We start from the raw sequence: 26,971 nt of genomic DNA on the forward strand, positions 1-26,971 counted from the left end.
CCTCCGATACAGAGATAGAGATATTAAAATTATAGGTAAGGTGTCATCCAGTTTAATGCGTCTGGCCCTGATATTGACGGTTGATATTCACAGCCAATCCAGCCCTGGTAATTCATTTTTCTTATAAAATTAAATAGCCATGTTTCATTTAACTCCCCGGTTCCCGGTTCATGACGATAAGGAACAGAAGCAATTTGAAAATGTTTAATAAGGGTAAAATAGTGTTCGATATTTTTAGCCACGTTGCCATGAATTTTCTGACAGTGGTAAATATCAAACTGTAAACCGATATTTTTCTTAGCAACTTCGTGAATAATTGATTCGGCCAACGGGAAGCTGTCAATAAAATAACCGGGCATATCTTGCGAATTTAATGGTTCAATCAGTACATCGATTTCCGCGTCTGCCATCACATCACAGGCGATGCGCAGCCGATTTGTCAGGAGATCGCGCTGGGCGTGCAGCGTCAGGTCGCCGCAGCGCAAGCCCGCCATAATGTGAACCCGGCGACAGCCCAGCGCCGTGGCATAATCGCGCGCCACGTTCAGGCTATGGTGAAATTCTTTGTCGCGACCGGGCTGTGCGGCCAGTCCTCGTTCACCTTGCGCCCAGTTGCCAGCCGGCGCGTTCATCAGCACTACCGGCAGGGATGTTTCCCGCTGAGCGGCTTGCAAATGTTTCAGCGGATGCTGCCAGAGAAATAGCCCTTCTACACCGCGAAAACCGGCCGTCTGCGCCGCCGCAAATCGCGCCGCTATCGGTAAATCTGTAAACAACCAGTCGAGATTAGCCGCTAACTTCAGCATGGCGCGCACCCTCCAGGCCATCAACCAGATGCAGCTTAACGCCCTGACTGGCAATCGTTTGTTGCGCGTCTTCCGGTAACCGGTTATCAGAAATAATGTCGGTTAACTGCTGCAGACCACAGATGTGGAACATACCGTATTTGCCAAATTTACTGCTGTCGCAGACCAACACCCGGCGTCGGGAGACGGTGAGTACCGCTTCTTTGACCGAGGCTTTCCCTTCACTCGGCGTCGACATACCGCGTTCGGTATCCCACGATGAGGAGCTTAGAAACGCTACGTCAATATTAATGGTGTGCAAAAAACTGGCGGCGCTTTTTCCAAGACATGAGCGGTTACGTTGATCTACAAGGCCACCGGTGTGATAGAGCGTAATGTGCGGCATATCCATCAAATAGTGGCTGATGGAAAAATCGTTGGTGACTACCGTCAGATTGAAACAGTGGCTGGCGGCGACGGCTTTCGCCACTTCAAACAACGACGTTCCGGCATCCAGATACAGCGTTTGTCCGGGCTCAATGAGCATGGCGGCAAGCTGGCCCATTTTACGCTTCACATCATGATTCAACTCGGCTTTTTCCCGCCATGGCAATTCAGATTTCAACAGGTTATTGAGCTTCACGCCGCCGTTAATGGCGATAACTTTGCCTTCCTCTTCCAGCAATTGAATGTCGCGACGCACGGTCATATGCGACACGCTCATCAAATCTGCCAGTTCATTAAATGAGGCGGCATTTTTTTCGTGCACGTAGCGGTAGATAAAATCACGTCGTTGCTCGGGGATCATCATGTCACCTCACGCTTGCCGGGAATGTTCAAGTTCGGCCACCGCCTCTTCTGAGAGCGGAACATAGCCGAGCGGTTTTAACGTCAGCCAGATGCGAGCACTGTCTTCCAGCTCCTCGGCGTTAAATACTGCCTCACGCAGCGAGCGACCGCTTACTACCGGCCCATGATTGGCCAGCAGCGCTGCCGAATGGTTTGCTGCAATTTCACTCAGCGCGCTGGCAATACCTTCATGGCCGGGCTTGAAATAAGGTAGCAGCGGTAACTGCCCGACCCGCATCACGTAGTACGGCGTTAATGGCGGCAGACAGTTTTCCGGCGTGGCACACGGCAGGCAGGAGAGTGCGGTCAGCCATGGAGAATGCAGGTGTACGACTGCACCGCAGGATGGCCGATGCCGATACCACGCCAGATGCATGGGAACCTCTTTTGAGGGTTTGTCACCGCTAAGATGAACGCCGTTGGCATCAAGCCGACTTAGCGTGGCCGGATCAAGTTCGCCCAGGCAGGAGTTGGTCGGGGTCACCAGATAGCCGCCATCCGGCAATTTGGCGCTGAGATTGCCGGAACCGCCGCTGCTGTAGCCGCGCACAAACAGGGAACGGCCATAATGGACGAGTAGTTCGCGCAGTTGGTGTTCACTCACCGGATTCATAATGCGTACTCCTGGGCAGTAAAAAAGAAATCTTCGTCACCAAAGTTGCCTGACTTCAGTGCCAGCGCCAGACCTGAAGAAAATACCCACGGCACGCCTGGCGCAATGGTTTTGCCAACGGACAAACGCTTCACCTGCAGGGCTTCCACAACGGTGCCGGACGTTTCACCGCCTGCGACGATAAATGTGTTTACACCTGCAACCTGTAGCTTTGCGCTCAGTCGGGAGAAAGCGTGTTCGATTGCCTGGCTGGCAGACTGTTCGCCGTACTCCTGTTGAATGCGTTTAAGTACTTCTGGCGGCTGAGTGGCGTAAATCATCGGCGCGAATGGGTCGCTGATATGCGTCATCGCCCAGGCACACAGTTCATCGGTGTAGCGTTCTGCATCAAACAGGCAGCGAGCCACATCGAGCACTCGAGATGCTGCCGCGGCTTTGTAACGAGTAACCTGGCGATTGCTCATTGCTGAACAGCTACCGGAGAACACCACGGTTTTTGCCGGCAGTGGAAAAGCGTCCGACTGCTGGGTTTGCCGACCTCCGGCGCAGGCGGCCAGCGCACCACCAAGCCCGGATCCCCCGGCTAACAGAGGGCTGGCATGGAGTGCCTGCGCCAGCGTGTTGAGATCTGCTTCATCCAGCGTATCGACAATAACGTGACGCGTACCTTCAGCCTGAAGTTGGGCCAAAGTATGAGTGACCGCTTCCACACCTTGACGCAGCGTTCTGAGGTTGATGCAGCCAACCGACCCCGGCGTTTGTGCGCTCAGCAGGCGCGGCAGGCTGGCATCGGTCATGGGATTGAGCGGATGCTTTTCCATTCCGGACTCGTTAAGCAGTACGCCATTTACAAAAAGATGGCCATGCACCACCGTGCGCCCGTTTTGCGGCAGGGCGGGGCAGTGGACGATCACGGGAGTCTGCAGGTCGTTCATCAACGCATCGCTGACTGGTCCAATGTTGCCTGTTGGCGTGGAGTCAAACGTCGAACAATATTTAAAATAGATCTGGCGGACACCTGCCTTTTGTTTCAGCCAGCGGGCACAGGACAGAGATTGTGCGACGGCCTGTTCTGAGGGTAATGAGCGGCTTTTCAGCGAGATGACGATAGCGTCAACCTCTTCATTCCAGCATTGAGCGGCATCAGGCATTCCGGGTAGTAGCGCAACGCGCCACCCCTGCTGCGCCATAAAGCTTGCAATGTCCGTTGCGCCGGTGAAATCGTCGGCGATAACGCCTGTGGTGACGGCCATGGATCAACTCCGTTCAGATTGTTTGCTAATTGAATATATTATTCAGGAGGGCCTTTCACATTCACATGATGATTATCACAAATAAGCACATCATTGATTCATGGTAAAAATTGGTAATCTATTGAAAAGAATGGAGATAGATTATGAGCGTTGCGAAAAGAGCCTCACAAGGAAGTGTGAAGATTCGTTAATCTTTGAGAAAGCAAAGTCAGTAGTGTGCAGCCGAGTATTATCGTGTCCGCTATAATTCTCTTGCTAATTGATCATAATAATCTGCGTAAATGAGATTATTTTTTGCGGTAAACATCATTTTTTCTTGAGACTAAATTTTGCATATTACCAGCTTTAATATAATTAATGCTGGGGGATAGCGTGCAGTTGAAAATCCAGAATGACTATTTACACCATTTTTTTTCTATCGCAGAACTCTTTTCCCGTGCCACTGGGTTAGCGTCGGTAGTCGTGGATATTAACGGTATACCATTGTCTAAATATCATAATTTTAATTCGTTCTGCACATTAATGCGGGCAGATGAACGTTATCGAGTGGGGTGTCAAAAGTGCGATAAGTACTGTGCTTTTGAAGCACTAAGACAGCTTAAACCCAGAATACTCACCTGTCATGCCGGGTTAAGCTTGTTTTCTATGCCATTAATTTGTGAAGGGCAACTTTACGGTTCTATTATCTGTGGGCAGGTCCGTGTAAAGTATCAGGAGTATAAAACTATCGCCATTGATAATGATAATTTATGGATGGGTAATATTGAATTAAAAGAACAATGGTATCAGGTTGCGGAAGCAGATAATAATTCACTGGTGGCGTCGGCAAATCTGTTAAATTTTATTGTTGATAATTTTGAGAAAGAGCAACCACAATTGGAAGAAGTTGTTATTCCACCGGTCGGTCATATTCAGAATTATTTCACAGAACCTTCCCGACACGAGAAAAAACTGCTGGCGGCACTGCGTTACATTGACGAGAATTTATATGGTGAATTGTCTTTGGAATCCGTTGCGGCTCATGTTTGCTTAAGTGCGAACTACTTCAGCCGATTTTTCAAAAAACGCCAGGGCGTTAATTTTAAAACCTGGGTGAGCCAGAAAAAGATGCAGAAAGCGGGGGAGTTATTACACGATCCGGTTCATTCAATAGACAGCATTGCCCGGAAACTGCAATATGCGCAAACCAGCTATTTTTGCCGCGTTTTCCGGGCGGCGCATCAAACGTCGCCCCAGTCTTTTCGTCATGCCAAACTTTCGCAGTAAAGGTTTTCCGGCAGCGAGATGGCTTCAGGTATAAAAGAGAGCCGATCGCTCAGGGTCACCACGTCACCAATGACAATCAGCGCGGGTGGAAGGATGTTCGCTTCCTGCGCTTTGCTCAGTAATGAACCGAGCGTACAGGTCAGGCGGCGTTGATTTTCTCGGGTCGCGGACATAATTAGCGCGGCGGGCGTGTCTGCTGCTTTCCCGCCCATCAATAGTTCTTCACAAATAAACGCCAGATTAGCGATACCCATGACGATGACCAGCGTACCGTTAAGTTTCGCCAGTTGACGCCAGTCCTGCTGCTGGTTGCCTTCGCGCGTATGGCCAGTGACTACGTGAAAGCCAGAGGCAAATTCGCGATGCGTCACCGGGATCCCCGCGTAGGTCAGACCGCCAATAGTAGAACTGATCCCTGGCACAACTTCAAAAGGGATCCCGGTCTCAACGAGATCCTCAACTTCTTCAGCCCCACGGCCAAAAACATACGGATCGCCCCCCTTCAGGCGCACAATGTTGTGATGCGTTTGGGCATACTGGACAAGTAGTGCGTTAATTTCATCCTGCGGGACGCAGTGGAAGCCCGGGTTTTTGCCAACATTGATAAGCAGACAATCAGGTAATGCCCATTCCAAAATTTTAGGATTGACCAGCCGATCGTAAATAATGACGTCTGCGTGTTTAACGCACATCATCGCTTTGAGGGTGAGTAATGAAATATCACCGGGACCTGCTCCAACGAGCCAGACCTTTCCGAAAGTTTTCACATTGCGTCCTTTATCACGTCTAACAAAAATGGCAGAAACTACATCAAGGAATGATAAAAAGCAGTCGTTTGCCCGTAAGTTATAACGTGAAATTATCCGGAATTATGGCATGGATAATATTGATTAATCTCGCAAAGTTTTTTCTGCAATAAACAAGATGACTTGAAAAATTATTAAGAACTTATTGGCACGTTTTACTTAGGTTTAACCTTATTTAAATTGTGTTTATTGTTGTGCTTGAGTATTATTGGTTAATATTTATCCGTCGTCAGTGTGAGTAAATCATGGATTGGATCAATGACATCAATGGATAAAATAAAATATAACTCTCGGTGCTTATCTGGGTGCCTTGAATTATTTTTTATAAATTAAACTATTTTTGTACGCTGCATATGGAAGAGGTTATGAGAGGAAAAATACCCAAGACGGAGTTGCTGGTAACTTTTGAAGTGGTTGCGCGTCACGAAAGTTATACCCGGGCAGCTGAAGAGCTGGCATTGACTCAAAGTGCTGTTTTCCGCCAGGTAAATGCACTAGAGGATTTTCTTAATACCGCGCTATTTAATCATGCCAAAAAGCGCATATTTTTAAATGCTGCGGGCAAACACTATTTAGGTATCGTTAAAGAAACGTTAAATAAACTCGAGCGCGATACGACCACAATAATGACCTGGCAGCCGACCGTACAGGTTATTGAGCTGGCGGTGAATCCGACGTTCAGCACGCACTGGTTGATCCCAAACTTGCGCGAGTTTAACAAACTCAATCCAGATATTATTGTGAACATCCATTCGCTGGCGAATATCGGTGATTTTCTCAATCGCGAGTATGACGCAGCAATTATGCGTGAAGACTTTTACTCGCCGTGGTCAGAGGTTGAGTACCTGTTTGAAGAGGAAATCCTGCCGGTATGCAGTCGCTGTCTGCTGGCTGAACCGGAACGGAAACTGACGGTTGATGAACTGCTAAATGAATACCCGCTGTTGCATCAAAGTACGCGTATCAAAGGCTGGCAGGAATGGTTTGCACTGTCTGATGTCAGCAGTCCGCTGGTGAATAAAGGACCGAGGTTTGATCTGTTGTCGATGCTGATTGCGGCGGTCCGCTCTAATTTGGGCGTTGCGCTGCTGCCCCGTTTTGCCATTCAGCACGATTTGGACAGTGGTGATATGGTTATTCCTTGCGATGTCCCGATGCGCACCGGGAACCGTTTCATCATGACGTGGCGTGAAGAGAAATCAGAGTCCGAACATTTACAGATTTTCCGTAGTTGGCTGTTGAATAAATCCGTGGTGTCGCCCATCTGATGGCCCCAGCGCTACGTTGAAATCGGCCTACGACTCTGTGAGCCGTAGGCCGTATGACTACCAGTCGATCCCAACCTGCGCCTGAATTCCTCGGTCAAACGCGTGCCTGACCGGGCGAATTTCACTGATCGTATCGGCCATTTCCAGCAATAGTGCATGGCATCCACGTCCGGTGACAATTACGCTCTGCTGGGCAGGGCGATTTTCGATGGCGTTGAGAACCTCCTGGGTATCCAGGTAGTGGTAAGCCAGCATGTAGGTGAGCTCATCCAGCACCACCAGATCGTAATGCGCATCAGCCAACATGCGCTTACTTTCCTGCCAGACTGTCGTTGCTGCCTCGATATCTGCCTGTCGATTCTGCGTTTCCCAGGTAAATCCAGTCCCCATAATATGGAATTCGACGCCGAGCGGTTGCAAAGTGTTGTACTCACCATTATCCCACTGGCCCTTAATGAACTGCGCGATGCCAACGGTTTTTCCGTGACCAACCGCGCGCGTTGCCGTACCAAAGGCTGCGGTGGATTTTCCTTTACCGTTACCGGTGAAGACTATCAGGATCCCTTTCTTCTCCGTTGCCGCCGCCACGCGGGTATCAACCTGCTCTTTCAGTTTCTGCTGACGCTGGCGGTGCCTGTCATTATTGGCTCGCGCTTCCATGGTGACTCCTTAGTGTCCTGCCGGACAAGTTGCGCAGCGATGCTGCTGCTCAAACTGGCTAAAGAAGTTATTGCCTTTGTCGTCTACTAATACGAACGCAGGCATATTTTTAACTTCCATCATCCACACCGCTTCCATTCCCAGCTCTGGATATTCAAGGCACTGCAGGCTCTTCACATACTGCTGGGCCAGTAGAGCCGCCGCGCCGCCAATGCTGCCGAGGCTAAATCCACCGTGTTTGTGACAGGCATCAGTGACCTGCTGACTGCGGTTACCCTTGGTGAGCATAATGAGACTTCCGCCTTGTGCCTGGAAAGCATCGACGTATCCATCCATGCGTCCGCCGGTTGTCGGACCCAATGAACCGCAGGCCTGGTTTTCGGGGGTTTTGGCGGGGCCGGCGTAATAAACGATATGTTTTTTCATGTATTCCGGCATCGGTTCGCCGTTATCCAGGCGCGCTTTGATGTTTGCGTGGGCGATATCTCGGGCAACAACAATTGGGCCGCTTAACGACAAACGAGTGCCGATCGGCAGGGCGGACAGGTCATGCAGAATTTCGCGTAACGGACGATTCAGATCCAGTTGAACGGTCTGGGCGCCGTTTTCCACACGCTGTGAATCAGGGATAAATTTGCCCGGGTTATGCTCAAGTTTCTCCAGCCAGATACCGTGTTTGTTGATTTTGGCTTTGATGTTGCGATCGGCTGAGCAAGAGAGGGCCATGGCGATAGGGCAGGAGCCGCCGTGGCGTGGCAGGCGGATCACCCGGATATCGTGGGCAAAGTATTTGCCGCCAAACTGCGCGCCGATGCCAAACTCGCGGCTGGCATTGAGCAGTTCGGCTTCCAGCGCTGTATCGCGGAACGCCTGACCCAGCTCGTTCCCGCTGGTGGGCAGGTTATCGTAATATTTGGTTGATGCCAGTTTGGCTGTCTTCAGGGCCTGATCGGCGGACAAGCCTCCAACCACGAAAGCGATGTGATACGGCGGGCAAGCAGCAGTACCCAGTGATTTCATTTTTTCGATCAGGAAAGCAGTGAGCTTTTCCGGCTGCAGAATAGATTTAGTTTCCTGGAATAGCGCCGCCTTATTGGCAGAACCGCCGCCTTTGTTGACGAACAGGAATTTATATTCGTTACCCGGCGTGGCGCTGATGTCGATTTGCGCCGGCAGGTTAGTCTGGGTATTGATCTCGGTATACATGTCCAACGGGGCATTTTGCGAGTAACGCAGATTGTTTTCGGTGAAGGTGGTATACACGCCTTTGCTTAAGGCTTCGGCGTCATCGCCGCCTGTCCAGACATGCTGTCCTTTGCTGGCCACAATGGTTGCCGTCCCGGTGTCCTGGCAGTTAGGCAGGACACCTTTGGCCGAAACTTCAGCGTTGCGCAGCAGTTGTAATGCGACGTACTTATCGTTACCGCTGGCCTGCGGGTCGTGCAAAATGCTGGCTATCTGTTTCAAATGTCCGGCGCGCAGAAAAAATGAAGCCTCATAAAATGCCTGCTGTGCTAATAAGGTTAACGCTTCGGGCGCCACCTTAATCACTTCCTCTCCGTCTAACTCCGTTACCGTTACGTGCTGGTTACTCAGTAATTCATACTCGGTACTATCTTTACTCTGAACAAAGAGCTCCTGCCAGACAAATGGTTTAGACATGTTTACTTCTCACCTCTTCATTTTTGCCGGATGACGGCGTAAATAAGCGCGCTAATCGTAGGCCGGATAGGCGAAACGCCATCCGGCATCGTGTTATTTTGCTAAAAAGACATTGGCCTGCGTCGCTTCGGCGACATATTCGATGGTTTGCTGGGCGCGAACGCTGTTGCCAGCCTCATCCAGCGGCGGAGAGTAGACGGCAATGGCATATTCGCCAGGAACAACGGCAACCATCCCGCCGCCGACACCACTTTTCGCCGGAATACCAACGGTGTACAGCCATTTACCGCTGCCGTCGTACAGTCCGGCAATCGCCATTTCCGCCAGCACCTGCGGAACATATTTTTCATTCAGCAACTGCTTGCCGTTGAACGGTGATTTCCCTTTGTTCGCCAGCACTGCACCCATTTTGGCCAGTTGCTCAACGGTGATATCCACCGAGCACTGACGGGTATAAATTTCGACGGCGTCGTCGGTGTTGCCATAGAAGCTGTTATAGGATTCCATCAGCTTCGCCAGCGCCTGATTGTGTTGGTTGGTTTCCATCTCGGATTTGAAGACCGGCTCATTAACCGTGAGCGTGGCGTCGGCCCAGACGTTCAGGTTGTCGAGGATTTTGTTCCAGCGATCGGTTTTATCTTTGGCTTCAATCAGGCTAACGGTGCTCATGGCTCCGGCGTTTACCAGCGGGTTCTCAGGCGCACCTTTGGTCAGTTCCACCGCTAAACCGGAGTTAAAAGGCATGCCAGTGGCATTTGCCCCGAGTTTATCCAGTACCACCTGAGGACCGTGTTGTTCCATGGCGAGCGCCATGGTGAAGACTTTACTCAGGGATTCCATGGGAAAGGGTTTGTTAACATCGCCAACCTGGTAGATCTTGCCATCCACCGTAGCAATAGTGATGGCAAAATTATTTGGGCTGTAGGTCGCCAGGGCAGGGATGTAGTCGGCGACTTTTCCATCGTTATTACTTTTGAACTTTTGATGCGCCTGTTCTATCAGTCTGGCGTAGTCCGGCGAGGTTTGCGCGAATGAGGTCGCGCTAAACAAGATGCTGAAAGAAAAGAGACTCACGCCGATAATTGTTTTATTCATTGTGCATTCCTGCTGATTTGATAACTATGTTGCCGGATAGCGGCGCAAGCGCCTTATCCGGCAATCGTGTTTTATCAGGACATCGCAACTTCAGACTGTTCAGTAACCGGGCGTTCCTGTTCCGGTGACTTCACTGGCGCAGTTCCACGGCAACCCTGGCCGAAGTGTTCGCCTTCCCAACGACCCACAATGGCAGCGCCCATGGCGTTACTCATGACGTTGGTGGCAGAACGACCCATATCGAGGAACGGATCGACGCCCATCAACAGGATCAAACCGGCTTCCGGAATGTTGAATTGGTTCAGGGTGGCGGCGATAACGACCATCGAGGCACGCGGTACGCCCGCCATTCCTTTAGAGGTCAGCATCAGAATTAACAGCATGGTAATTTGCTCGCCCATGCTCAGTTCGATATTGCAGGCCTGAGCAATAAAGACGGTGGCAAAGGAGCAATAGGCCATGGAACCGACCAGGTTAAAGGAGTAACCGATAGGCAGAACGAAGCTGGCAATTTTTGAGGAAACGCCGAATTTTTCCAGCTTATCCAGCGTGCCCGGGAAGGCGGCTTCAGAACTGGAAGTCGTAAAGGCCAGTAGTGCAGGCTCGAAGATTGATTTGGTCAAACGTGCGATACAAGGCCCGACTATCATGGTTGACAGGCCAATCAGGATTGCCCACAGCATACCCAGCGTCAGGTAGAATTCACCCATGAAGATCCCGGCGCTGACCATCACTCCCAGACCACGTTCGGCAATCAAACCTGAAATAGCGGCAAAAACGGTCAGCGGCGCAAACAGCATGACGTAACCCGTCAGCTTCAGCATCACGTGCACCAGAGAATCCAGAACCTTCACGATAGGCTCGGCTTTTTCACCAATGGCGGCCAGGCTGCAACCAAGGAAAATTGAGAACACCACGATCTGCAGAATTTCGTTCCGCGCCATCGCATCGACAATACTGGTCGGTACCGCGTGCGAGATGAACACTTTCAGCGTGAATGGCTCTGACTTAACCGCGGCAACGACCCCGGCGTCATGCGGCACGAAGTTGATACCTGCGCCTGGCTGGAAAATATTAACGATAACCAGACCCAGCGCGATTGACAGCAATGATGCGCAAATAAACAGGAAGAAGGTTTTTGAAAATATACGTCCCAGCGTTTTGGCATCGCCCATTTTGGCAATACCCACAACCAGAGTTGAAATAACCAATGGCGCGATAATCATTTTCACCATACGTAAGAATATAGTGGTGAAAATGGAAATGTCTGCTGCATAAGATTTTGCTGTTTCAGCCGTGACCATATTATTGATGGCTACCCCGGCAATCATGCCGAGTATCAGACCTAATATGATCATCTTCGTTAAACTTATTTTCTTCATGTGTACTCCATCGGATAAAGGTTGGTAATTGGAATTGTGTAGGGTGGCGTGCGCCTGAGCCTGGACAGCAGCTTAGACGCACGCCTGTTGTGACCAACCGCATGAATAATTCGAAGCACTGTGATACAGCTGAATTCTGTGCCCCAATGGTTGTTATTGTGTTTTTTGTTACAAGTCGAACTCAATACTTAATAATGGTGCGTGTTGCTGCGCACCATAAACATCATTGTCACCAACGTTGCCGGAAATAATATCGCGCGGCATGACAATTTTTACGGCATTCGCCGGGTCGAACCACACAATATTGTGAATAAAGTCAGGTTCAACGTTATATAAACCGGCAATAAGCTGCGGTGTTAATTGCTCGGAACGTTTTACGCGCTGATAATCTTCCCGGGTTTTAAATAAAATATCTAAAACCAGTTCGTACGGTCCGGCGTTTTTCGAGCGAATAACTTGCGCCAGTGAACAAATTGACTGTTTCATGCCTGAACTCCTTCTGGCGTCACCTGTTCAATGTGGAAATCAAAACGCAGCGCATCGCTTGCTTCAATCAGGTGATAGATCGAGAACTCATACACCGGTCCACTTTGAATATCAGATGGCGAGAACGGGAAGGCGAGGTTGCCCGCCGTCGCAATGCGATTCTCATAGCCGTAGTGCAGCAGGGTAGAGCGCACCAGCGAGCAAACGCTGTTGGCGATATCCTGCGTCGGCGCGACGACATCCAGTAAAATCCCCAGTTCGTGACCGGCGGTTTTCATCGGTTCATGGTTGCCCATCACGCCGTTCTTCCCGTAAAGGTGGAACGTCATACGGATGCTGTCGTCATTCAGGGAGAGGTTACGTGCTACGCTTGCCTGGACCTCTTCGAGAATGGTGTCAATTCCGGCAATCATAATCGGGTCACGCGTTCCGGCGATGGTCAGGCAGCGGAAGCCAACCTGACGCGCCCCTTCCAGTTTCAACGCATACGGTGTTTCTTCATGACGTGAACCGCTGACATACACTTCACCCTCGTTAACCTGGGTAAAGGTGCACGCTTTCAGGTTCAGCACACCGCCGGGGCCCGGCAGGAAGTACGGATCGGACTTCTCATACAGGGTGTGCGCCGCAGCTGACGTTTCTGTGAACTTACGCTTGGGATTGAACGCCTTCAGCGTAAAGCCGTTGTCGTCGATAATCCCCATCGCACAATCGGAGCCGGAGCCGGGGGTGGCAGCAATGGCAGCACACTCAAGGATCTTACCGCAATGCAACGCCAGACCTTCATCAAAGCCCTGCATAATTGGCAGCGCGGCAAAGCAGGCCGGATCGTAGGCGCGTCCGCCCAGCACCACTTGCGCACCGGCTTTCAGTGCGCGCTGGAAAGGCTCGATACCCATCTGCGCGACGATGTAGGTACTCTCTTCGATCGCCTCGTGAGTCAGTTCCGGCACAAAGTCGAGTGCGGTGATTTTGCCGTTATCCAGCGCCTGATGAACGATTTCTTTGTCGACATCTGACGGGATTAGCGCCATTGAGAAGGACAGTTTTTCTTCCTGTGCGATCTCATGGATAATCTGGCGACACCACTCCAGATGCGGAGCTGCGCCAGAACCACCGGCGGTGCCGATCACGACCGGGATGTTGTTCTTAACGCCCGCCACAATCATATAGCGCAGATCGCGTTTTACCCCGGCTCTGTCGGTAAAGGGTTTACCTGCCCCCAGGTAATGGGGGCCCGGATCGGAGGAACCCGCGTCAACGGCAATAAGATCGGGTGACTCTTCCATGGCTTTGCGAAAACTTTCTTCCGGGAAGCCATAACCCAGGATAGCCGTCGGCGATAAGATCTTAAATGTGCGAGCCATCTCTTAATCCTTAGTTTGCAACAACGCGATGGTGCGATTCATCTCGTTAAACACGATGTTGAGACCTTCATCGAATCCCATTCCTGGTTTGACCAGCATGCGCATCGGACGCGCGGCAAGCGCCACGTGTACGCAGGTGCGAGCACTGATCTCGGTTTCGTTACAGGTACCGCCCTGATAGGCTTCCATGGCGTGTTTGTTGCAGTACAGCACTGCATCAACAATGTTATGAATGCCGCCAAGATCAGGGGTTTTGATCTGTACCATGTGGCAGCTGCCCGCATCGGTAAAGTCCACGATATCCTGATAGGTGTTACACCATTCGTCGGCGACAATTTTCACGCCGGAGCCCAGACGGGTCAGTTCTTTGGTGATGGCGGTCAACATGCGGATCTGATCCGGCTTGTTACCCGCATCTACTGGCCCTTCGATATACAGCGGCAAGCCTTGAGCTTCGGCTTCCAGGCTGGCGATGTATTCGGCGCAGCGCACGGGATCCATATCGAAGATCAAACCGATCGTGCCGTACACATCAATATGCAGCGTCGGGTGATAACGTTCGCTGGTGCGCAGGCTTAAGATACGGTCGGACAACCAACGTACATACTCACGCAGTTTTTCGCCTTTAAAGCCCAGCTTCTCTTCGACGTTGTTGATCAGCGCATGCGGCAGGACGTCCACACCTTTGAGGATCATCTTGTCAACGGCGATATAACGGTCGTCGCCGCTCTGGCCAAATAATGGAATAGCTTCCGGTACGCACGGCAGTTGCCATTCATCGCAAACCACTTCAGTTTTCAGACGACCGGTAGCCAGCGCCGCCGCATCGAGCAGCGCCTGAGACAGACCATAGCGGACGGCAGTATGCAGCAGATGACCGTCAATACGCAGTTGGTCAAAGAAACGGGCGTTTGGCAGGAACGCATCAACGTCACGGCCTTCCAGCAGCGGTTTGATGTGATCGTTGAGGAACGGAATGAAATTTTCTGCCAGGAAAAGCGGATCACGACCACCTGCGCCTGAATATTGAACCGCTGCGCAATCGCCCACCGCTACCGCGCCATTCTCCAGAATCAGTTGCACGGAAACGCATTCACCCGCCTGACGAACAGAGGTAAATCCTGGCGTTACCGGATCGCCGGTATAGATAAACCCGTCATGACCGGCGCCATTTTTGATGGCCTGCTGATCGTCAAAATAAAATGAGGAGTAGCCAGCGGTGAAAAGGGCCTTTTTGATTTTCATTATGGTCTTCCTATTAATTTACTGTGGGATACGGCGTTGATGTCATCAATGACCATCTGGAAAGAAGGCTTGCGGCCTTCAAAATGTGCGCGCTCTGCGACATAGTCGTGGTGCAGGGCGAGAATATCTTTCGGCAGTGGAACTGCACCGGCTTCGAGAATACGGATAGCGCCTGTGTTATCGCGAACAGGGAGGATCTTACCGGCGTTGCAAGCGGCAGGCGCGAACGGCACATCCAGTACGCCAGCTTCAAAGGCCAGCACCGTGCCACGCGCAATGTCGCCATTGCCCAGTTCGAAGACTTTTTTCAGCACTGCGCGGACTTCGCTCTTGATCAGATCAACTTCCTGCTCGACGGCAGCGCATTGCGGGAATTTCTGGTCACTGACCATGTTGAGCATCTGGCGTGACGCTTTCAGACCCTGGGCGTTGGCTGCTGCCGTTGGGATACCGAACGCTTCGTGCGGGCTTTTGGTGATCACTTTCGTGGCACCGGACATACCCGCAACCGCTGCCCCCCAGGCGATAACGGAGAAGGCTTTCGCTTCATCTTCCGGGAATCCGCCCATCCACTGGTGGAAAACGGTGCTCAGTTCGTAATCGTCGAATCCGTGGTTATGGAAGTATTCGTGGGACAGTTCGCGCAGCGCCTGAATAGCGGCGATATCCTGCGTCAGGCTACCGACCTGGCCGTAGCCGACGGTAATGGACTTCACGCCCTGTTCCAGCGCCAATAGACCTTCAATAATCGCCACCGAGTGGGACATAAACGGCGGGATTAGGGTGCCAGTTAGCGGGCCGAACGGTTCACGGTTGATACGAATACCGTTCTCTTCGTACAGGCCCATCAGGCGATCGCAGTACTGCCAGTCACGGATGGATTTTTCCAGGGTGACGCGCTTAGCGTAAGGAATGTTGTAGGAGATACCGCCGCCTTCGTAGCTGGTAAAACCACTGGCCATAGCGATTTCCGCCAGCAGGCGAGCATCTGGCGTTCCGTGGCGAACCTGGATCGGTTTTTCCAGCGATTCAGTCATCCGGCGGCAGGCAGCTACCCCGTGATTGACGACCGGTAAACCATTCAGTTTGGACGTCCCAGCTTCGATGGATTTCTGGATCCCGACAGCGGCTTCTTCATAGCGATTCAGACGGGTATAGGCATCGATGGTGCTTGGCAGGAGGTCGCACTCTTCCTGCAATGTTTTGAGCAGCGCAATATGCTCATCCATTAATGCTACGCCTGCGCGCGGCTGGCTCAGGGTCCTGCCTTCCTGATCGGCCTTCAGCAGAGCAAGGGAGAAGCGTTTGTTATCTGGAATTGATTGCTGGTACTTCACGCCATCTTCGAAGTTCTCAACGTCTTTGCCGGTTTCCCAGGTTTGTAACACCTGATGCCTTTCGGTCATGAATTCGTCGTGGGTTAATTTTTTATTTCGAAGTTCCATTCGTAGATGCCTTAAGTTTTATAGGGTTAAACACTGAATGCTGGTGCGAGCAGCGGCTTGCGGGTACAGTCTGGCGACGTTTGCCAGTAGAGGGAGCAGGCCATTTGAATCGCGGTAATACTCAAACTGGTTCGGTAACAGAATTCTTTTGCCCTGGTCGTCCAGCTCCCGATATTTGAGCCAGTTATGGATATCGAACTGGCTGGCGCGAGAGAGCCATCCCCCTGAACCGACGACTTTGCGCACGGTGGTGAGATCGCGACCCATCTGTAAATCCACGTTACCCACGCAGGTACAAACCTGCTTTTTAGTGCCCGCGTGGCGCTCAGCGGCATAGCCCACGCATAAACCTGCCAGCAGGGTGTCGAAATATTTCTCTTCCTCGCTGAGTGGCAGGTAATCCGGTTGCCCAACCAGATGACGTAGGTAGCGGTAAAACGCTTCCTCGCGCTGTGGCTGTTGGGCGAAGATGACTTTCACCATATCCTGCGTGCTTTCTCCCACCACAACGGCGGAAACGCGCATGCCCAGGTCACCTTCAACGGTACGTTTGACGAACGGTTCAGGAACACCATGCAGGACGGTGTCGGGGGAGAGGGTATTCGCGCTGGCCGAATAGACATCCGTGGTGGCTCCGCCCATATCAATCAGCATGAACTCCTTCCATGCGTTGTCGTAATCGCTAATGGCTTTGACTAATTCATAGACTGTCCATGGCGTCGGCATTGGCTCTTCGCCTGTTTCGCCGACAATGACGTCCAGACCTTTACCTTTGACAATGCGTGACAAGAACACATCGCAAATCGCCTGGCGTGCGGCAAACGGATTCGGGTGATCGAGGTCAGGTAGAATGTTGTCTACCGTGGTCAGATCTTTGTCTCCCAGAATCGTTTGGATTTCGTCCTGAATGTCCCGATTTCCGGCGTAGATAATGGCGCAATCAAGCTTTGAGCCTGCCAGAGCGCGCGCATTCGCCAGGCCGTAACTTTCTTCGCCGCCGTCTGTACCGCCGGTAAACAACAGAATGTCTGGTGGTGATGATTCCAGTTCCTGGATGTCATGACGGTTCAGTTTGTACGAATAATATTGCGCGATTTTCGCTCCTGCCGAATGGGCGGTAACTTTTGCCGATTCCAGCGTAATGGAAGGCACCAGCCCCATTGCTGCTACGGCGAGCCCACCTTTGGCCGAGGAGGAGTATTTCAACTGTACTTCACCACTTTTCAGTAACGGGCGAGCATCGGCAACATTCAGCACCTGATTCAGGCTGGCAAAAAAACCGTCTGCCAGATGATGTGTGGTGGTTGGGGTCAGGACATGGTTTACCAGGGTTAATTCCTCGCCTTCATGAGCAAAGAGGGCAGCCTTGGTCCATGTCGAGCCGATATCGACAGAAACTGTTTGCATCAGATGGCCTCTTCCAGACAACGCTGCTCGAGGCTATTGTGCTGGTGAATATCATTAGTGATAAGCGCGCAGACATCTTCCAGGTCGTGGCTCGGCGCGAAGACGCGGTTAAACCCCATCTCTTTAAATTTCACTTCTACATCGGCGAAGTCATGTTTCCCGACGACCAGGTTGCCGCCGACGTACAGCAGAATGTCGCCGAGGCCACGCTCGATGCAGCGCTCACGTAATCCGAGGCAGTCAATATCACCATGACCGTAGATAGACGACACCACGATGGCATCGGCACCTGTTTCAATTGCGGCATCAATATATTCATCCTGGCTCACCATCACCCCGAGGTTTATTACGTGGAAATTATGAGCCGTGAAAACGCGATCCAGAACTTTATTACCTACTGCATGGCAGTCAGCACCGATGACGCCAATAACAAGTGTAGATTTCTTCATGGGTAATCCTCTGTAGGGCTGATGGTCAATAAGTGAAAATTGTTTTCTAATATTTAGAACATGGAGTGCGACAACCTTTTAATAGGGTTGGAGTTTCTGTGGAAGCGGAAAAGGAAGCAATTGATCTATTTTCAAAATATCCTGCGCAAAATGATTGTTATATTTATTGGTTATAAAATGTCATTAAAATCAATGTGTTGTTTTTGTTTCTTGTTTCTTTTTTTAATTTGTTAGGGAAATGAGTAATAAATGACTTGCCATGTTTGTGATCGAAATCTTATTTTGTTGCGATGCTCATTCATGCGACGCTTTTTATAATTTCAAAAATTATTTCTGCTAAATAACTTGTGAACGGCATAACGGTTTTTTATTTTTTAATCTTATATGGCACAATTATCTTTTGTTAAATTTAAGATAAAAATGATAATGAATTGTTTGTATCAGATTTAATCTTATGTCACATAAAAAAGAGGGAGCAGGTACGATAACTTTCAGTGATGAGTGAAGCGAAGCGCCAACTTTCTGCGGTAAAACCTAAAATGCAATGAGGCGGTCAATGTCAGGCTCTTTCGCTTCTGATTGAGATAGTTACATTACGGTGTTAATCATAAGTAAAATTAAAATGAAAAAATTGTATGAAATAAATATTCACTGACTTGCTAAACAAAAAACTGTGAGCTACCCAGCAATAGTGACTCTTTATCTGTTGGCAAATTTGTCCGTCTGGCCGGTTAAAAGATCGTGTACATTTAAATAAATATCCTATCATTTGTAGTAACGGCAATTACTCATTGAAAAACATGTCGTTAACATGTTGTTTACTAGTCACCTGACTGCTAAACACTATTAACATTGGTTTTGGAAATTGATTTAAATCAATGTTTAAAACTTGGTAAACGATCTCAAAAGAGGTTAAATTGCTGCAGATCAAATTGGTCTGAAAGTGGTAAATTAGCTATAAATTGATCACTATCGAAAAATGCAAATTTACCTCGATAAAAACCTGTTTATTGTAAGGATTTTACGGCGTAATATAATTGCGGGATCAATTTGAGTGTTTTATTAACATGTTTGTAACCTATCGTCATTGTCCTTTCTTCAAACGAGAAGAAAGAGCTGCGGCGGAGGGGAGCAGATAAATTTGTATTGGGGCATGCGTGTGACCCTTTCTAACGGGGTTCACTCTCGGAGTCTTCATGCGATGAGCAAGGAGTCATGATGTTAGATATAGTCGAACTGTCGCGCTTACAGTTTGCCTTGACCGCGATGTACCACTTCCTGTTTGTGCCACTGACGCTTGGTATGGCGTTCTTGTTGGCCATCATGGAAACGGTCTACGTCCTTTCCGGCAAACAGATTTATAAAGATATGACCAAGTTCTGGGGCAAGTTGTTTGGTATCAACTTCGCTCTGGGTGTGGCAACCGGTCTGACCATGGAGTTCCAGTTCGGGACTAACTGGTCTTACTATTCCCACTATGTAGGGGATATTTTCGGTGCGCCGCTGGCGATCGAAGGTTTGATGGCCTTCTTCCTCGAATCCACCTTTGTAGGTCTGTTCTTCTTCGGCTGGGACCGTTTGGGTAAAGTCCAGCATATGTGCGTCACCTGGCTGGTGGCTTTAGGTTCAAACCTGTCCGCACTGTGGATTCTGGTTGCGAACGGCTGGATGCAAAACCCAATCGCCGCGGATTTCAACTTTGAAACCATGCGCATGGAGATGCTGAGCTTCTCTGAACTGGTGCTCAACCCGGTAGCACAGGTGAAATTTGTTCACACTGTCGCCTCTGGTTATGTAACTGGCGCGATGTTCATCCTTGGCATTAGTGCGTATTACATGCTGAAAGGCCGCGACTTCGCTTTCGCAAAACGCTCATTCGCGATTGCTGCCAGCTTCGGTATGGCTGCTGTACTTTCTGTTATCGTTCTGGGTGATGAGTCCGGATACGAAATGGGTGACGTACAGAAAACCAAACTGGCTGCGATCGAAGCCGAGTGGGAAACTCAACCTGCTCCTGCTGCGTTTACTTTGTTCGGTATTCCCGATCAGGATAAACAAGAAAACAAATTTGCGATTCAAATTCCTTATGCGCTGGGCATCATTGCCACCCGCTCTGTTGATACACCGGTCATTGGTCTGAAAGACCTGATGGTGCAACACGAAGAGCGCATCCGTAACGGTATGAAAGCCTATCAGTTGCTGGAAGAACTGCGTGCTGGTAGTACCGATCAGGCCGTTCGCGACCAGTTCAACAGTATGAAGAAAGACCTGGGTTATGGTCTGCTGCTGAAACGCTATACCGATAAAGTCACCGACGCGACGGAAGCGCAAATTCAGCAGGCAACAAAAGATTCTATCCCACGTGTTGCACCGCTTTACTTCGCTTTCCGTATCATGGTGGCGTGCGGCTTCTTGCTGCTGGCAATTATTGCGTTGTCCTTCTGGAGCGTAATTCGTAACCGTATCGGTGAGAAAAAATGGCTGCTGCGTGCGGCGCTTTACGGTATTCCACTGCCGTGGATTGCTGTAGAAGCAGGTTGGTTTGTTGCCGAATATGGTCGTCAGCCATGGGCGATCGGTGAGGTGTTACCAACGGCGGTTGCAAACTCATCGTTAACAGTAGGTGACCTATTGTTCTCCATGATCCTGATTTGTGGCCTGTATACCCTGTTCCTGGTGGCAGAATTGTTCTTAATGTTCAAGTTTGCACGCCTCGGCCCAAGCAGCCTGAAAACCGGTCGCTATCACTTTGAGCAGTCCAATGTGACTTCTCAGCCGGCACGCTAAGACAGGAGTCGTCAAATGATCGATTATGAAGTATTGCGTTTTGTCTGGTGGCTGCTGGTCGGCATTCTGCTGATTGGTTTTGCGGTCACTGATGGCTTCGACATGGGGGTGGGCATGCTCACCCGTTTCCTCGGTCGTAATGATACCGAGCGTCGAATTATGATTAACTCCATCGCCCCGCACTGGGATGGTAACCAGGTGTGGTTGATCACCGCGGGTGGCGCATTGTTCGCTGCCTGGCCGATGGTGTATGCCGCTGCATTCTCCGGTTTCTATGTGGCGATGGTTCTGGTGCTGGCGTCCTTGTTCTTTCGTCCGGTCGGTTTTGATTACCGTTCCAAGATTGAAGACACTCGTTGGCGTAACATGTGGGACTGGGGCATCTTTATTGGTAGCTTCGTTCCACCGTTGGTGATTGGTGTGGCGTTCGGTAACCTGCTGCAAGGGGTTCCGTTCCACATTGATGAGTACCTGCGCCTTTACTACACAGGTAACTTCTTCCAGTTGCTGAATCCGTTTGGTCTGCTGGCGGGTGTTGTGAGCGTTGGGATGATCATCACCCAGGGCGCGACCTATCTGCAGATGCGTACTGTGGGTGAGTTACATCTGCGTACCCGCACCACCGCTCAGGTAGCGGCGCTGGTGACTCTGGTCTGCTTCGCGCTGGCGGGTGTATGGGTGATGTACGGTATTGACGGTTATGTTGTGACTTCTGCAGTTGATCATCATGCGGCGTCTAACCCGCTGACCAAAGAAGTCGCGCGTGAAGCAGGCGCATGGTTGGTGAACTTTAATAATGCACCGATCCTGTGGTTGATTCCGGCACTGGGTGTGGTTCTGCCGCTGTTGACTATCCTGACCTCTCGTATGGAGAAAGGGGCATGGGCGTTCGTCTTCTCCTCATTGACGTTAGCCTGCATCATCCTGACTGCTGGTATTGCAATGTTCCCGTTTGTGATGCCATCCAGCACCATGATGAACGCGAGTCTGACCATGTGGGATGCAACGTCCAGCCAGCTGACGCTGAACGTGATGACCTATGTGGCATGTGTGTTCGTGCCAATTATTCTCCTCTACACCACATGGTGCTACTGGAAGATGTTTGGTCGTATCACCAAAGAAGATATTGAACGTAACACACACTCTCTGTACTAAGTAAGGAGCTTAAAATGTGGTATTTCGCATGGATTTTGGGAACGCTTCTTGCCTGTGCATTTGGGATAATCACAGCGCTGGCGCTTGAGCACGTTGAATCAGGCAAGGCCGGACAAGAAGATAGCTGATGACCAACATTATCGCGATAGTATATGCGGTAATGGACAAGCGCCCCTTGCGGGCGCTTTCCTTTGTGCTGGCAATCGTGTTGGCCGGCTGCATATTCTGGGAACCGTCACGTTTCGCGGCCAAAACCAGTACGCTTGAAATCTGGCATGGCTTTCTGCTGATGTGGGCGGTCTGCGCAGGCATCATTCATGGCGTTGGCTTTCGTCCTCGCGCCGTACACTGGCAGGGCATCTTCTGCCCGCTGATCGCAGATATCGTCCTCGTGGTTGGTCTGATTTTCTTCTTCTTTTGAATAAGAAACATCCTTAAATATTTATGGGCTTGCATAAGCCCATAATTTTTTACTCTCCGTTTACTTTCCCCCATTCCAAAGCACCATTCCCGCGCGTATAGTAGCGAAGTTTGAAAGCACTAACCTAATTGCATTACCGGGATGTAAAGTGAAGACAGCGCGATATACAACGACATTCTTGATGCATCGCGGCGGCAAGAACGCGAGTCACCAGGGGCTTACAAAGTTAAGCGACCGGTGTGAGTGGGCAAAGCCAACAAAGAGGCAGTAAGAATGAATAAGTATATTTTCCGATGGCCGGTTCGTGTCTATTATGAAGACACCGATGCCGGTGGGGTGGTTTATCACGCCAGTTACGTCGCTTTTTATGAAAGAGCACGCACAGAGATGCTGCGTCATCATCACTTCAGTCAGCAGGTTCTGTTGGCCGAACGTGTAGCCTTTGTGGTGCGCAAGATGACCCTTGAGTATTTTGCGCCTGCCCGGCTCGACGATATGCTCGAAGTCCAAACCGAAATTACGTCAATGCGTGGCACCTCATTGGTTTTCACGCAACGCATTGTCAACGCAGAGAACACCGTGCTGAATGAAGCCGAAGTTCTGATTGTTTGCGTTGATCCACTCAAAATGAAGCCTCGTGCGCTTCCCAAGTCTATTGTCGCGGAGTTTAAGCAGTGACTGACATGAATATCCTTGATTTGTTCCTGAAGGCAAGCCTTCTGGTTAAACTTATCATGTTGATTTTGATTGGTTTCTCAATCGCATCCTGGGCTATTATTATCCAGCGGACCCGTATTCTTAATGCTGCTTCACGTGAAGCCGAAGCATTTGAAGACAAGTTCTGGTCCGGCATTGAGTTGTCGCGCCTGTACCAGGAAAGTCAGGGGCGTCGTGATAATCTGGCGGGTTCAGAGCAAATTTTTTATAGCGGGTTCAAAGAATTTGCGCGTCTGCATAGGGCGAATAGCCATGCGCCTGAAGCGGTCGTTGAGGGGGCATCCCGTGCGATGCGTATCTCGATGAACCGTGAACTGGAAACGCTGGAAACGCATATTCCATTCCTCGGCACTGTCGGCTCCATCAGCCCGTATATCGGTCTGTTCGGTACCGTTTGGGGGATCATGCACGCCTTTATCGCGCTGGGCGCGGTAAAACAGGCGACGCTGCAAATGGTTGCGCCGGGTATCGCGGAAGCGTTGATTGCAACGGCTATCGGCCTGTTTGCGGCAATTCCGGCGGTTATGGCTTACAACCGACTGAATCAGCGCGTGAACAAGCTGGAACTGAATTACGACAACTTTATGGAAGAGTTCACCGCGATTCTGCACCGCCAGGCGTTTACCGTTAGCGAGAGCAACAAGGGGTAAACCATGGCCAGAACGCGTGGACGAGGTCGTCGCGAACTTAAGTCCGAAATCAATATTGTCCCGCTGCTCGACGTACTGCTGGTGCTGTTGCTGATCTTTATGGCAACCGCGCCGATCATTACGCAGAGTGTGGAAGTTGACCTGCCGGATGCGACCGAATCGCAAGCCGTCAGCAGTAACGACGAGCCACCGGTCATTATTGAAGTTTCCGGTATTGGGCAATACAGCGTGGTCGTTGAGAAAGACAGGATGGATCAACTGCCGCCGGAGCAGGTTATCGCGGAAGCGAAAAGCCGCCTGCAGACCAATCCGAAAACAGTATTTTTAATCGGTGGTGCGAAAGACGTGCCTTATGATGAAATAATTAAAGCGCTGAACTTGTTACACAGTGCAGGCGTAAAATCGGTTGGCCTGATGACGCAGCCAATCTGATGACTGCATATTGCTGGCTTGAAAGATAGCGCGTAACAGGCGAACAGTTTTTGGGAACCGAGAGTGTCAAAGGCAACCGAACAAAACGACAAGCTCAAAAGGGCGATAATTATTTCAGCGGTGCTGCATGTCATTTTATTTGCAGCGCTGATCTGGAGTTCGTTCGATGAGCACATTGATGCTTCAGCCGGCGGCGGCGGCGGTTCGTCTATCGACGCCGTTATGGTCGATCCTGGTGCCGTTGTTCAACAGTACGATCGCCAGCAGCAACAGCAGGCAAGTGCGAAACGTGCAGAAGAACAGCGCGAAAAACAGGCGCAACAGCAAGCAGAGGAACTTCGTGAGAAGCAAGCTGCTGAGCAAGAACGACTGAAGCAACTGGAAAAAGAACGTTTAGCTGCGCAGGAAAAAGTGCGCGAGCAGGCGGAACAGCAGAAGCAAGCAGAGGCCGCCGCCGCGAAAGCGCAAGAACAACAGAAACAGGCTGAAGAGGCTGCGGCGAAGGCTGCTGCAGACGCGAAGGCCAAGGCTGATGCTCAGGCGAAACAAGCGGCAGATGCCGCGAAGAAAGCTGCTGCGGACGCACAGAAAAAAGCTGAGGCAGAAGCCGCTAAAGCCGCTGCTGATGCGAAGAAAGCTGCCGAAGCACAAGCTGCTAAGGCTGCCGCAGATGCTGCGAAGAAAGCGCAGGCTGAAGCCGCTAAGCAAGCAGCAGCCGAGAAAGCTGCCGCTGAGAAAGCAGAAAAAGCCGCCGCCGCGAAAGCAGCCGCTGCTGAAAAGGCTGCCGCTGACAAAAAAGCAGCTGCTGAAAAAGCTGCGGCAGATAAAAAGGCTGCAGCTGAGAAAGCCGCTGCCGATAAGAAAGCTGCAGCAGATAAAGCTGCTGCTGCGAAAAAGGCTGCCGCCGAAAAAGCCGCCGCAGCATCTGGCGTTGACGACTTGTTGGGCGACCTAAGCTCCGGTAAGAATGCACCGAAATCGGGTGGTGGAGCGAAAGGAAACGGCCAACCGGCGAAAGATAGTGGTACAAGTGGTGCAAATGGCGGTGCATCTGGCGCTGATATCAGTGCTTACGCATCTCAAATTCGTAATGCGATTCAGAGCCGTCTGTATGGTGCCGATTTGTATGCGGGAAAATCCTGCGTATTACATATCAAGTTAGCGCCTGATGGTCTGTTACTGGATGTGACCGAAGAGGGCGGGGATCCGGCATTGTGCCAGGCTGCGCTGACGGCTGCGAAAACAGCCAGAATTCCTAAACCGCCTAGCCAGGCTGTTTATGAAAAAGTAAAAGATGCCAAACTGGACTTTAAACTGTAATAACGACCCCTGAGAAATCGGGGGAAACGGTCTAAGGTTGAGACAGTGTTCTGGTAGTTTTGTGTATTTGAGTTTGTTAACATTCTGCTAAATTATCGTGGGCTTTCCGTCCAGATAAGGGAGATATGATGAAGCAGGCATTACGAGTTGCATTTGGTTTTCTGATGCTGTGGGCAGCGGTGCTGCACGCAGAAGTACGTATCGAGATCACCCAAGGGGTGGACTCGGCACGCCCGATTGGTGTTGTCCCCTTCCAGTGGGCAGGACCGGGTGCTGCACCTGAAGATATCGGTGGTATCGTGGGTGCTGACCTGCGAAACAGCGGTAAATTTAACCCATTAGACCGTTCTCGCCTGCCGCAGCAGCCGGGTACCGCGCAGGAAGTTCAACCTGCCGCATGGTCTGCTCTGGGTATTGATGCCGTAGTGGTTGGCCAGGTCACACCGAATCCAGATGGTTCCTACAGTGTTGCTTATCAACTGGTTGATACCGGTGGCGCACCGGGTACCGTACTGGCACAGAACACGTATAAAGTGAACAAGCAGTGGTTGCGTTACGCAGGCCATACCGCAAGTGACGAAGTGTTTGAAAAACTGACCGGTATTAAAGGTGCATTCCGTACCCGTATCGCTTATGTTGTTCAGACTAACGGCGGTCAGTTCCCGTACGAGTTACGCGTGTCCGACTACGATGGCTACAACCAGTTTGTGGTACACCGTTCTCCGCAACCGCTGATGTCTCCGGCGTGGTCTCCGGACGGTTCAAAACTGGCGTACGTAACCTTCGAGAGCGGTCGTTCTGCACTGGTTATTCAGACATTGTCTAATGGCGCAGTTCGTCAGGTAGCGTCGTTCCCACGTCACAACGGTGCACCTGCGTTTTCTCCGGATGGCAGCAAACTGGCGTTTGCCCTGTCTAAAACCGGTAGCCTGAACTTGTATGTCATGGACATTGGTTCCGGTCAGATTCGTCAGGTGACGGATGGTCGCAGCAACAACACGGAACCGACCTGGTTCCCGGACAGCCAAAACCTGGCCTTTACGTCTGACCAGGCTGGTCGTCCGCAGGTATACAAAGTTAACGTTAACGGCGGTGCTCCGCAGCGTATTACCTGGGAAGGTTCGCAAAACCAGGATGCGGATGTGAGCAGCGACGGTAAATTTATGGTAATGGTAAGCTCGGCAAATGGTCAGCAGCACATTGCCAAACAAGATCTGGTAGCGGGTGGCGTACAAGTTCTGTCGTCAACGTTCCTGGACGAAACGCCAAGTCTGGCACCTAACGGCACTATGGTAATCTACAGCTCTTCTCAGGGGATGGGATCCGTGCTGAATTTGGTTTCTACAGATGGGCGTTTCAAAGCGCGTCTTCCGGCAACTGATGGTCAGGTAAAATTCCCTGCCTGGTCGCCGTATCTGTGATAATAAATAATTGATTAATAAAGGAATCAT

At 50.8% G+C, this 26,971-nt stretch carries 26 protein-coding genes; 11 read left to right on the top strand and 15 right to left on the bottom strand.

Annotation, left to right across the window (positions count from 1 at the left end):
- Nucleotides 1–29: 29 nt before the first annotated feature.
- Genes On2M_RS11335 through otnK form a run of 4 tightly spaced genes read right to left on the bottom strand, consistent with a single transcriptional unit; the run spans nt 30 to nt 3,500 of the window.
- Nucleotides 30–806 (bottom strand): TIM barrel protein, encoded by a 777-nt coding sequence (locus tag On2M_RS11335; RefSeq protein WP_210904837.1) that lies wholly within the window; start codon nt 804–806, stop codon nt 30–32.
- Nucleotides 787–1,596, bottom strand: coding sequence for a DeoR/GlpR family DNA-binding transcription regulator (locus On2M_RS11340; protein WP_187252788.1), 810 nt, complete (start codon nt 1,594–1,596; stop codon nt 787–789). The genes On2M_RS11335 and On2M_RS11340 overlap by 20 nt, the downstream gene beginning before the upstream one ends.
- A 6-nt stretch (nt 1,597–1,602) precedes the next feature.
- The gene (locus tag On2M_RS11345) at nt 1,603–2,247 is read right to left on the bottom strand and encodes an aldolase (RefSeq protein WP_210904838.1); all 645 of its coding nucleotides are present in this window, start codon (nt 2,245–2,247) and stop codon (nt 1,603–1,605) included.
- Complete coding sequence (otnK, locus tag On2M_RS11350) at nt 2,244–3,500, bottom strand: 3-oxo-tetronate kinase (protein WP_151224961.1); 1,257 nt, start codon at nt 3,498–3,500, stop codon at nt 2,244–2,246. Before otnK ends, On2M_RS11345 begins: the two co-directional genes overlap by 4 nt.
- 372 nt (nt 3,501–3,872) lie before the next feature.
- On the opposite strand from otnK, the gene On2M_RS11355 reads away from it, so the two are divergent.
- The gene (locus tag On2M_RS11355; protein WP_210904839.1) at nt 3,873–4,766 is read left to right on the top strand and encodes a PocR ligand-binding domain-containing protein; all 894 of its coding nucleotides are present in this window, start codon (nt 3,873–3,875) and stop codon (nt 4,764–4,766) included.
- Here On2M_RS11355 and cobA read toward each other — a convergent pair.
- Nucleotides 4,745–5,533 (bottom strand): uroporphyrinogen-III C-methyltransferase, encoded by a 789-nt coding sequence (gene cobA, locus On2M_RS11360; RefSeq protein ID WP_210904840.1) that lies wholly within the window; start codon nt 5,531–5,533, stop codon nt 4,745–4,747. The genes On2M_RS11355 and cobA overlap by 22 nt on opposite strands.
- Before the next feature lie 404 nt (nt 5,534–5,937).
- On the opposite strand from cobA, the gene On2M_RS11365 reads away from it, so the two are divergent.
- Complete coding sequence (locus On2M_RS11365) at nt 5,938–6,840, top strand: LysR substrate-binding domain-containing protein (protein WP_151219554.1); 903 nt, start codon at nt 5,938–5,940, stop codon at nt 6,838–6,840.
- Between the two features lie 57 nt (nt 6,841–6,897).
- Here On2M_RS11365 and cobO read toward each other — a convergent pair whose 3' ends face one another.
- The 10 genes from cobO to glmS all read right to left on the bottom strand — a co-directional run bounded on the left by cobO (nt 6,898) and on the right by glmS (nt 18,038).
- Complete coding sequence (cobO, locus tag On2M_RS11370; RefSeq protein WP_151219555.1) at nt 6,898–7,500, bottom strand: cob(I)yrinic acid a,c-diamide adenosyltransferase; 603 nt, start codon at nt 7,498–7,500, stop codon at nt 6,898–6,900.
- A 9-nt stretch (nt 7,501–7,509) separates the two neighbouring features.
- Nucleotides 7,510–9,162: a class I fumarate hydratase gene (locus On2M_RS11375; RefSeq protein ID WP_151224962.1), complete on the bottom strand. Its 1,653-nt coding sequence runs from the start codon at nt 9,160–9,162 to the stop codon at nt 7,510–7,512.
- A 93-nt stretch (nt 9,163–9,255) separates the two neighbouring features.
- A complete protein-coding gene (glsA, locus tag On2M_RS11380; RefSeq protein ID WP_151224963.1) occupies nt 9,256–10,257 on the bottom strand; it encodes a glutaminase A in 1,002 nt (333 codons plus the stop codon).
- 74 nt (nt 10,258–10,331) lie between these two features.
- Entirely contained in the window at nt 10,332–11,639 is a 1,308-nt protein-coding gene (locus On2M_RS11385; protein ID WP_151219558.1) for a dicarboxylate/amino acid:cation symporter, read from the bottom strand.
- Nucleotides 11,640–11,807: 168 nt separating this feature from the next.
- Nucleotides 11,808–12,125: a DUF4387 domain-containing protein gene (locus On2M_RS11390; protein ID WP_005122536.1), complete on the bottom strand. Its 318-nt coding sequence runs from the start codon at nt 12,123–12,125 to the stop codon at nt 11,808–11,810.
- Nucleotides 12,122–13,492 (bottom strand): acyclic terpene utilization AtuA family protein, encoded by a 1,371-nt coding sequence (locus On2M_RS11395; protein WP_003831426.1) that lies wholly within the window; start codon nt 13,490–13,492, stop codon nt 12,122–12,124. The genes On2M_RS11390 and On2M_RS11395 overlap by 4 nt, the downstream gene beginning before the upstream one ends.
- 3 nt (nt 13,493–13,495) lie before the next feature.
- Nucleotides 13,496–14,737, bottom strand: coding sequence for a methylaspartate ammonia-lyase (locus On2M_RS11400; protein WP_005122534.1), 1,242 nt, complete (start codon nt 14,735–14,737; stop codon nt 13,496–13,498).
- Nucleotides 14,737–16,182, bottom strand: a complete 1,446-nt coding sequence (locus On2M_RS11405; RefSeq protein ID WP_151219559.1) for a methylaspartate mutase subunit E — start codon at nt 16,180–16,182, stop codon at nt 14,737–14,739. The genes On2M_RS11400 and On2M_RS11405 overlap by 1 nt, the downstream gene beginning before the upstream one ends.
- A gap of 18 nt (nt 16,183–16,200) precedes the next feature.
- The gene (gene glmL, locus On2M_RS11410) at nt 16,201–17,589 is read right to left on the bottom strand and encodes a methylaspartate mutase accessory protein GlmL (RefSeq protein WP_187252783.1); all 1,389 of its coding nucleotides are present in this window, start codon (nt 17,587–17,589) and stop codon (nt 16,201–16,203) included.
- Nucleotides 17,589–18,038: a methylaspartate mutase subunit S gene (glmS, locus tag On2M_RS11415; protein WP_210904841.1), complete on the bottom strand. Its 450-nt coding sequence runs from the start codon at nt 18,036–18,038 to the stop codon at nt 17,589–17,591. The genes glmL and glmS overlap by 1 nt, the downstream gene beginning before the upstream one ends.
- Nucleotides 18,039–19,256: 1,218 nt before the next feature.
- On the opposite strand from glmS, the gene cydA reads away from it, so the two are divergent.
- The 9 genes from cydA (at nt 19,257) to tolB (ending at nt 26,941) form a co-directional block, all read left to right on the top strand.
- Nucleotides 19,257–20,825, top strand: a complete 1,569-nt coding sequence (cydA, locus tag On2M_RS11420) for a cytochrome ubiquinol oxidase subunit I (protein WP_151219691.1) — start codon at nt 19,257–19,259, stop codon at nt 20,823–20,825.
- Between the two features lie 15 nt (nt 20,826–20,840).
- Nucleotides 20,841–21,980 (top strand): cytochrome d ubiquinol oxidase subunit II, encoded by a 1,140-nt coding sequence (gene cydB / locus On2M_RS11425; protein WP_151219561.1) that lies wholly within the window; start codon nt 20,841–20,843, stop codon nt 21,978–21,980.
- A gap of 14 nt (nt 21,981–21,994) precedes the next feature.
- Nucleotides 21,995–22,108: a cytochrome bd-I oxidase subunit CydX gene (gene cydX / locus On2M_RS11430; RefSeq protein WP_003022970.1), complete on the top strand. Its 114-nt coding sequence runs from the start codon at nt 21,995–21,997 to the stop codon at nt 22,106–22,108.
- Nucleotides 22,108–22,401, top strand: coding sequence for a cyd operon protein YbgE (gene ybgE / locus On2M_RS11435; protein ID WP_151219562.1), 294 nt, complete (start codon nt 22,108–22,110; stop codon nt 22,399–22,401). The genes cydX and ybgE overlap by 1 nt, the downstream gene beginning before the upstream one ends.
- A gap of 273 nt (nt 22,402–22,674) precedes the next feature.
- Nucleotides 22,675–23,079, top strand: a complete 405-nt coding sequence (ybgC, locus tag On2M_RS11440) for a tol-pal system-associated acyl-CoA thioesterase (RefSeq protein ID WP_045441116.1) — start codon at nt 22,675–22,677, stop codon at nt 23,077–23,079.
- The gene (gene tolQ, locus On2M_RS11445; protein WP_003022976.1) at nt 23,076–23,768 is read left to right on the top strand and encodes a Tol-Pal system protein TolQ; all 693 of its coding nucleotides are present in this window, start codon (nt 23,076–23,078) and stop codon (nt 23,766–23,768) included. The genes ybgC and tolQ overlap by 4 nt, the downstream gene beginning before the upstream one ends.
- 3 nt (nt 23,769–23,771) lie before the next feature.
- Nucleotides 23,772–24,200: a colicin uptake protein TolR gene (gene tolR / locus On2M_RS11450; RefSeq protein ID WP_003022978.1), complete on the top strand. Its 429-nt coding sequence runs from the start codon at nt 23,772–23,774 to the stop codon at nt 24,198–24,200.
- 63 nt (nt 24,201–24,263) lie between these two features.
- Nucleotides 24,264–25,520: a cell envelope integrity protein TolA gene (gene tolA / locus On2M_RS11455; RefSeq protein WP_008784157.1), complete on the top strand. Its 1,257-nt coding sequence runs from the start codon at nt 24,264–24,266 to the stop codon at nt 25,518–25,520.
- Between the two features lie 128 nt (nt 25,521–25,648).
- Nucleotides 25,649–26,941 carry a Tol-Pal system beta propeller repeat protein TolB gene (gene tolB / locus On2M_RS11460; RefSeq protein ID WP_003022981.1) on the top strand — a complete coding sequence of 431 codons (1,293 nt, stop codon included), beginning with the start codon at nt 25,649–25,651 and terminating at the stop codon, nt 26,939–26,941.
- The last annotated feature ends 30 nt before the right edge of the window (nt 26,942–26,971 follow it).

This window comes from Citrobacter sp. On2M, assembly GCF_018035235.1.
In the GTDB taxonomy this organism is placed as follows: domain Bacteria; phylum Pseudomonadota; class Gammaproteobacteria; order Enterobacterales; family Enterobacteriaceae; genus Citrobacter; species Citrobacter meridianamericanus.

What these genes read in the sequence shown, in the direction of transcription:
- On2M_RS11395 (WP_003831426.1), bottom strand. Translation starts at nt 13,492, where the DNA reads ATGGCTCGCACATTTAAGATCTTATCGCCGACGGCTATCCTGGGTTAT.
- glmL (WP_187252783.1), bottom strand. Translation starts at nt 17,589, where the DNA reads ATGCAAACAGTTTCTGTCGATATCGGCTCGACATGGACCAAGGCTGCC.
- ybgC (WP_045441116.1), top strand. Translation starts at nt 22,675, where the DNA reads ATGAATAAGTATATTTTCCGATGGCCGGTTCGTGTCTATTATGAAGAC.
- On2M_RS11385 (WP_151219558.1), bottom strand. Translation starts at nt 11,639, where the DNA reads ATGAAGAAAATAAGTTTAACGAAGATGATCATATTAGGTCTGATACTC.
- cydA (WP_151219691.1), top strand. Translation starts at nt 19,257, where the DNA reads ATGTTAGATATAGTCGAACTGTCGCGCTTACAGTTTGCCTTGACCGCG.
- tolR (WP_003022978.1), top strand. Translation starts at nt 23,772, where the DNA reads ATGGCCAGAACGCGTGGACGAGGTCGTCGCGAACTTAAGTCCGAAATC.
- On2M_RS11375 (WP_151224962.1), bottom strand. Translation starts at nt 9,162, where the DNA reads ATGTCTAAACCATTTGTCTGGCAGGAGCTCTTTGTTCAGAGTAAAGAT.
- cydB (WP_151219561.1), top strand. Translation starts at nt 20,841, where the DNA reads ATGATCGATTATGAAGTATTGCGTTTTGTCTGGTGGCTGCTGGTCGGC.
- On2M_RS11390 (WP_005122536.1), bottom strand. Translation starts at nt 12,125, where the DNA reads ATGAAACAGTCAATTTGTTCACTGGCGCAAGTTATTCGCTCGAAAAAC.
- On2M_RS11400 (WP_005122534.1), bottom strand. Translation starts at nt 14,737, where the DNA reads ATGAAAATCAAAAAGGCCCTTTTCACCGCTGGCTACTCCTCATTTTAT.
- On2M_RS11335 (WP_210904837.1), bottom strand. Translation starts at nt 806, where the DNA reads ATGCTGAAGTTAGCGGCTAATCTCGACTGGTTGTTTACAGATTTACCG.
- On2M_RS11365 (WP_151219554.1), top strand. Translation starts at nt 5,938, where the DNA reads ATGAGAGGAAAAATACCCAAGACGGAGTTGCTGGTAACTTTTGAAGTG.
- On2M_RS11405 (WP_151219559.1), bottom strand. Translation starts at nt 16,182, where the DNA reads ATGGAACTTCGAAATAAAAAATTAACCCACGACGAATTCATGACCGAA.
- On2M_RS11340 (WP_187252788.1), bottom strand. Translation starts at nt 1,596, where the DNA reads ATGATGATCCCCGAGCAACGACGTGATTTTATCTACCGCTACGTGCAC.
- ybgE (WP_151219562.1), top strand. Translation starts at nt 22,108, where the DNA reads ATGACCAACATTATCGCGATAGTATATGCGGTAATGGACAAGCGCCCC.
- glsA (WP_151224963.1), bottom strand. Translation starts at nt 10,257, where the DNA reads ATGAATAAAACAATTATCGGCGTGAGTCTCTTTTCTTTCAGCATCTTG.
- otnK (WP_151224961.1), bottom strand. Translation starts at nt 3,500, where the DNA reads ATGGCCGTCACCACAGGCGTTATCGCCGACGATTTCACCGGCGCAACG.
- On2M_RS11345 (WP_210904838.1), bottom strand. Translation starts at nt 2,247, where the DNA reads ATGAATCCGGTGAGTGAACACCAACTGCGCGAACTACTCGTCCATTAT.
- cobO (WP_151219555.1), bottom strand. Translation starts at nt 7,500, where the DNA reads ATGGAAGCGCGAGCCAATAATGACAGGCACCGCCAGCGTCAGCAGAAA.
- tolB (WP_003022981.1), top strand. Translation starts at nt 25,649, where the DNA reads ATGAAGCAGGCATTACGAGTTGCATTTGGTTTTCTGATGCTGTGGGCA.
- cydX (WP_003022970.1), top strand. Translation starts at nt 21,995, where the DNA reads ATGTGGTATTTCGCATGGATTTTGGGAACGCTTCTTGCCTGTGCATTT.
- glmS (WP_210904841.1), bottom strand. Translation starts at nt 18,038, where the DNA reads ATGAAGAAATCTACACTTGTTATTGGCGTCATCGGTGCTGACTGCCAT.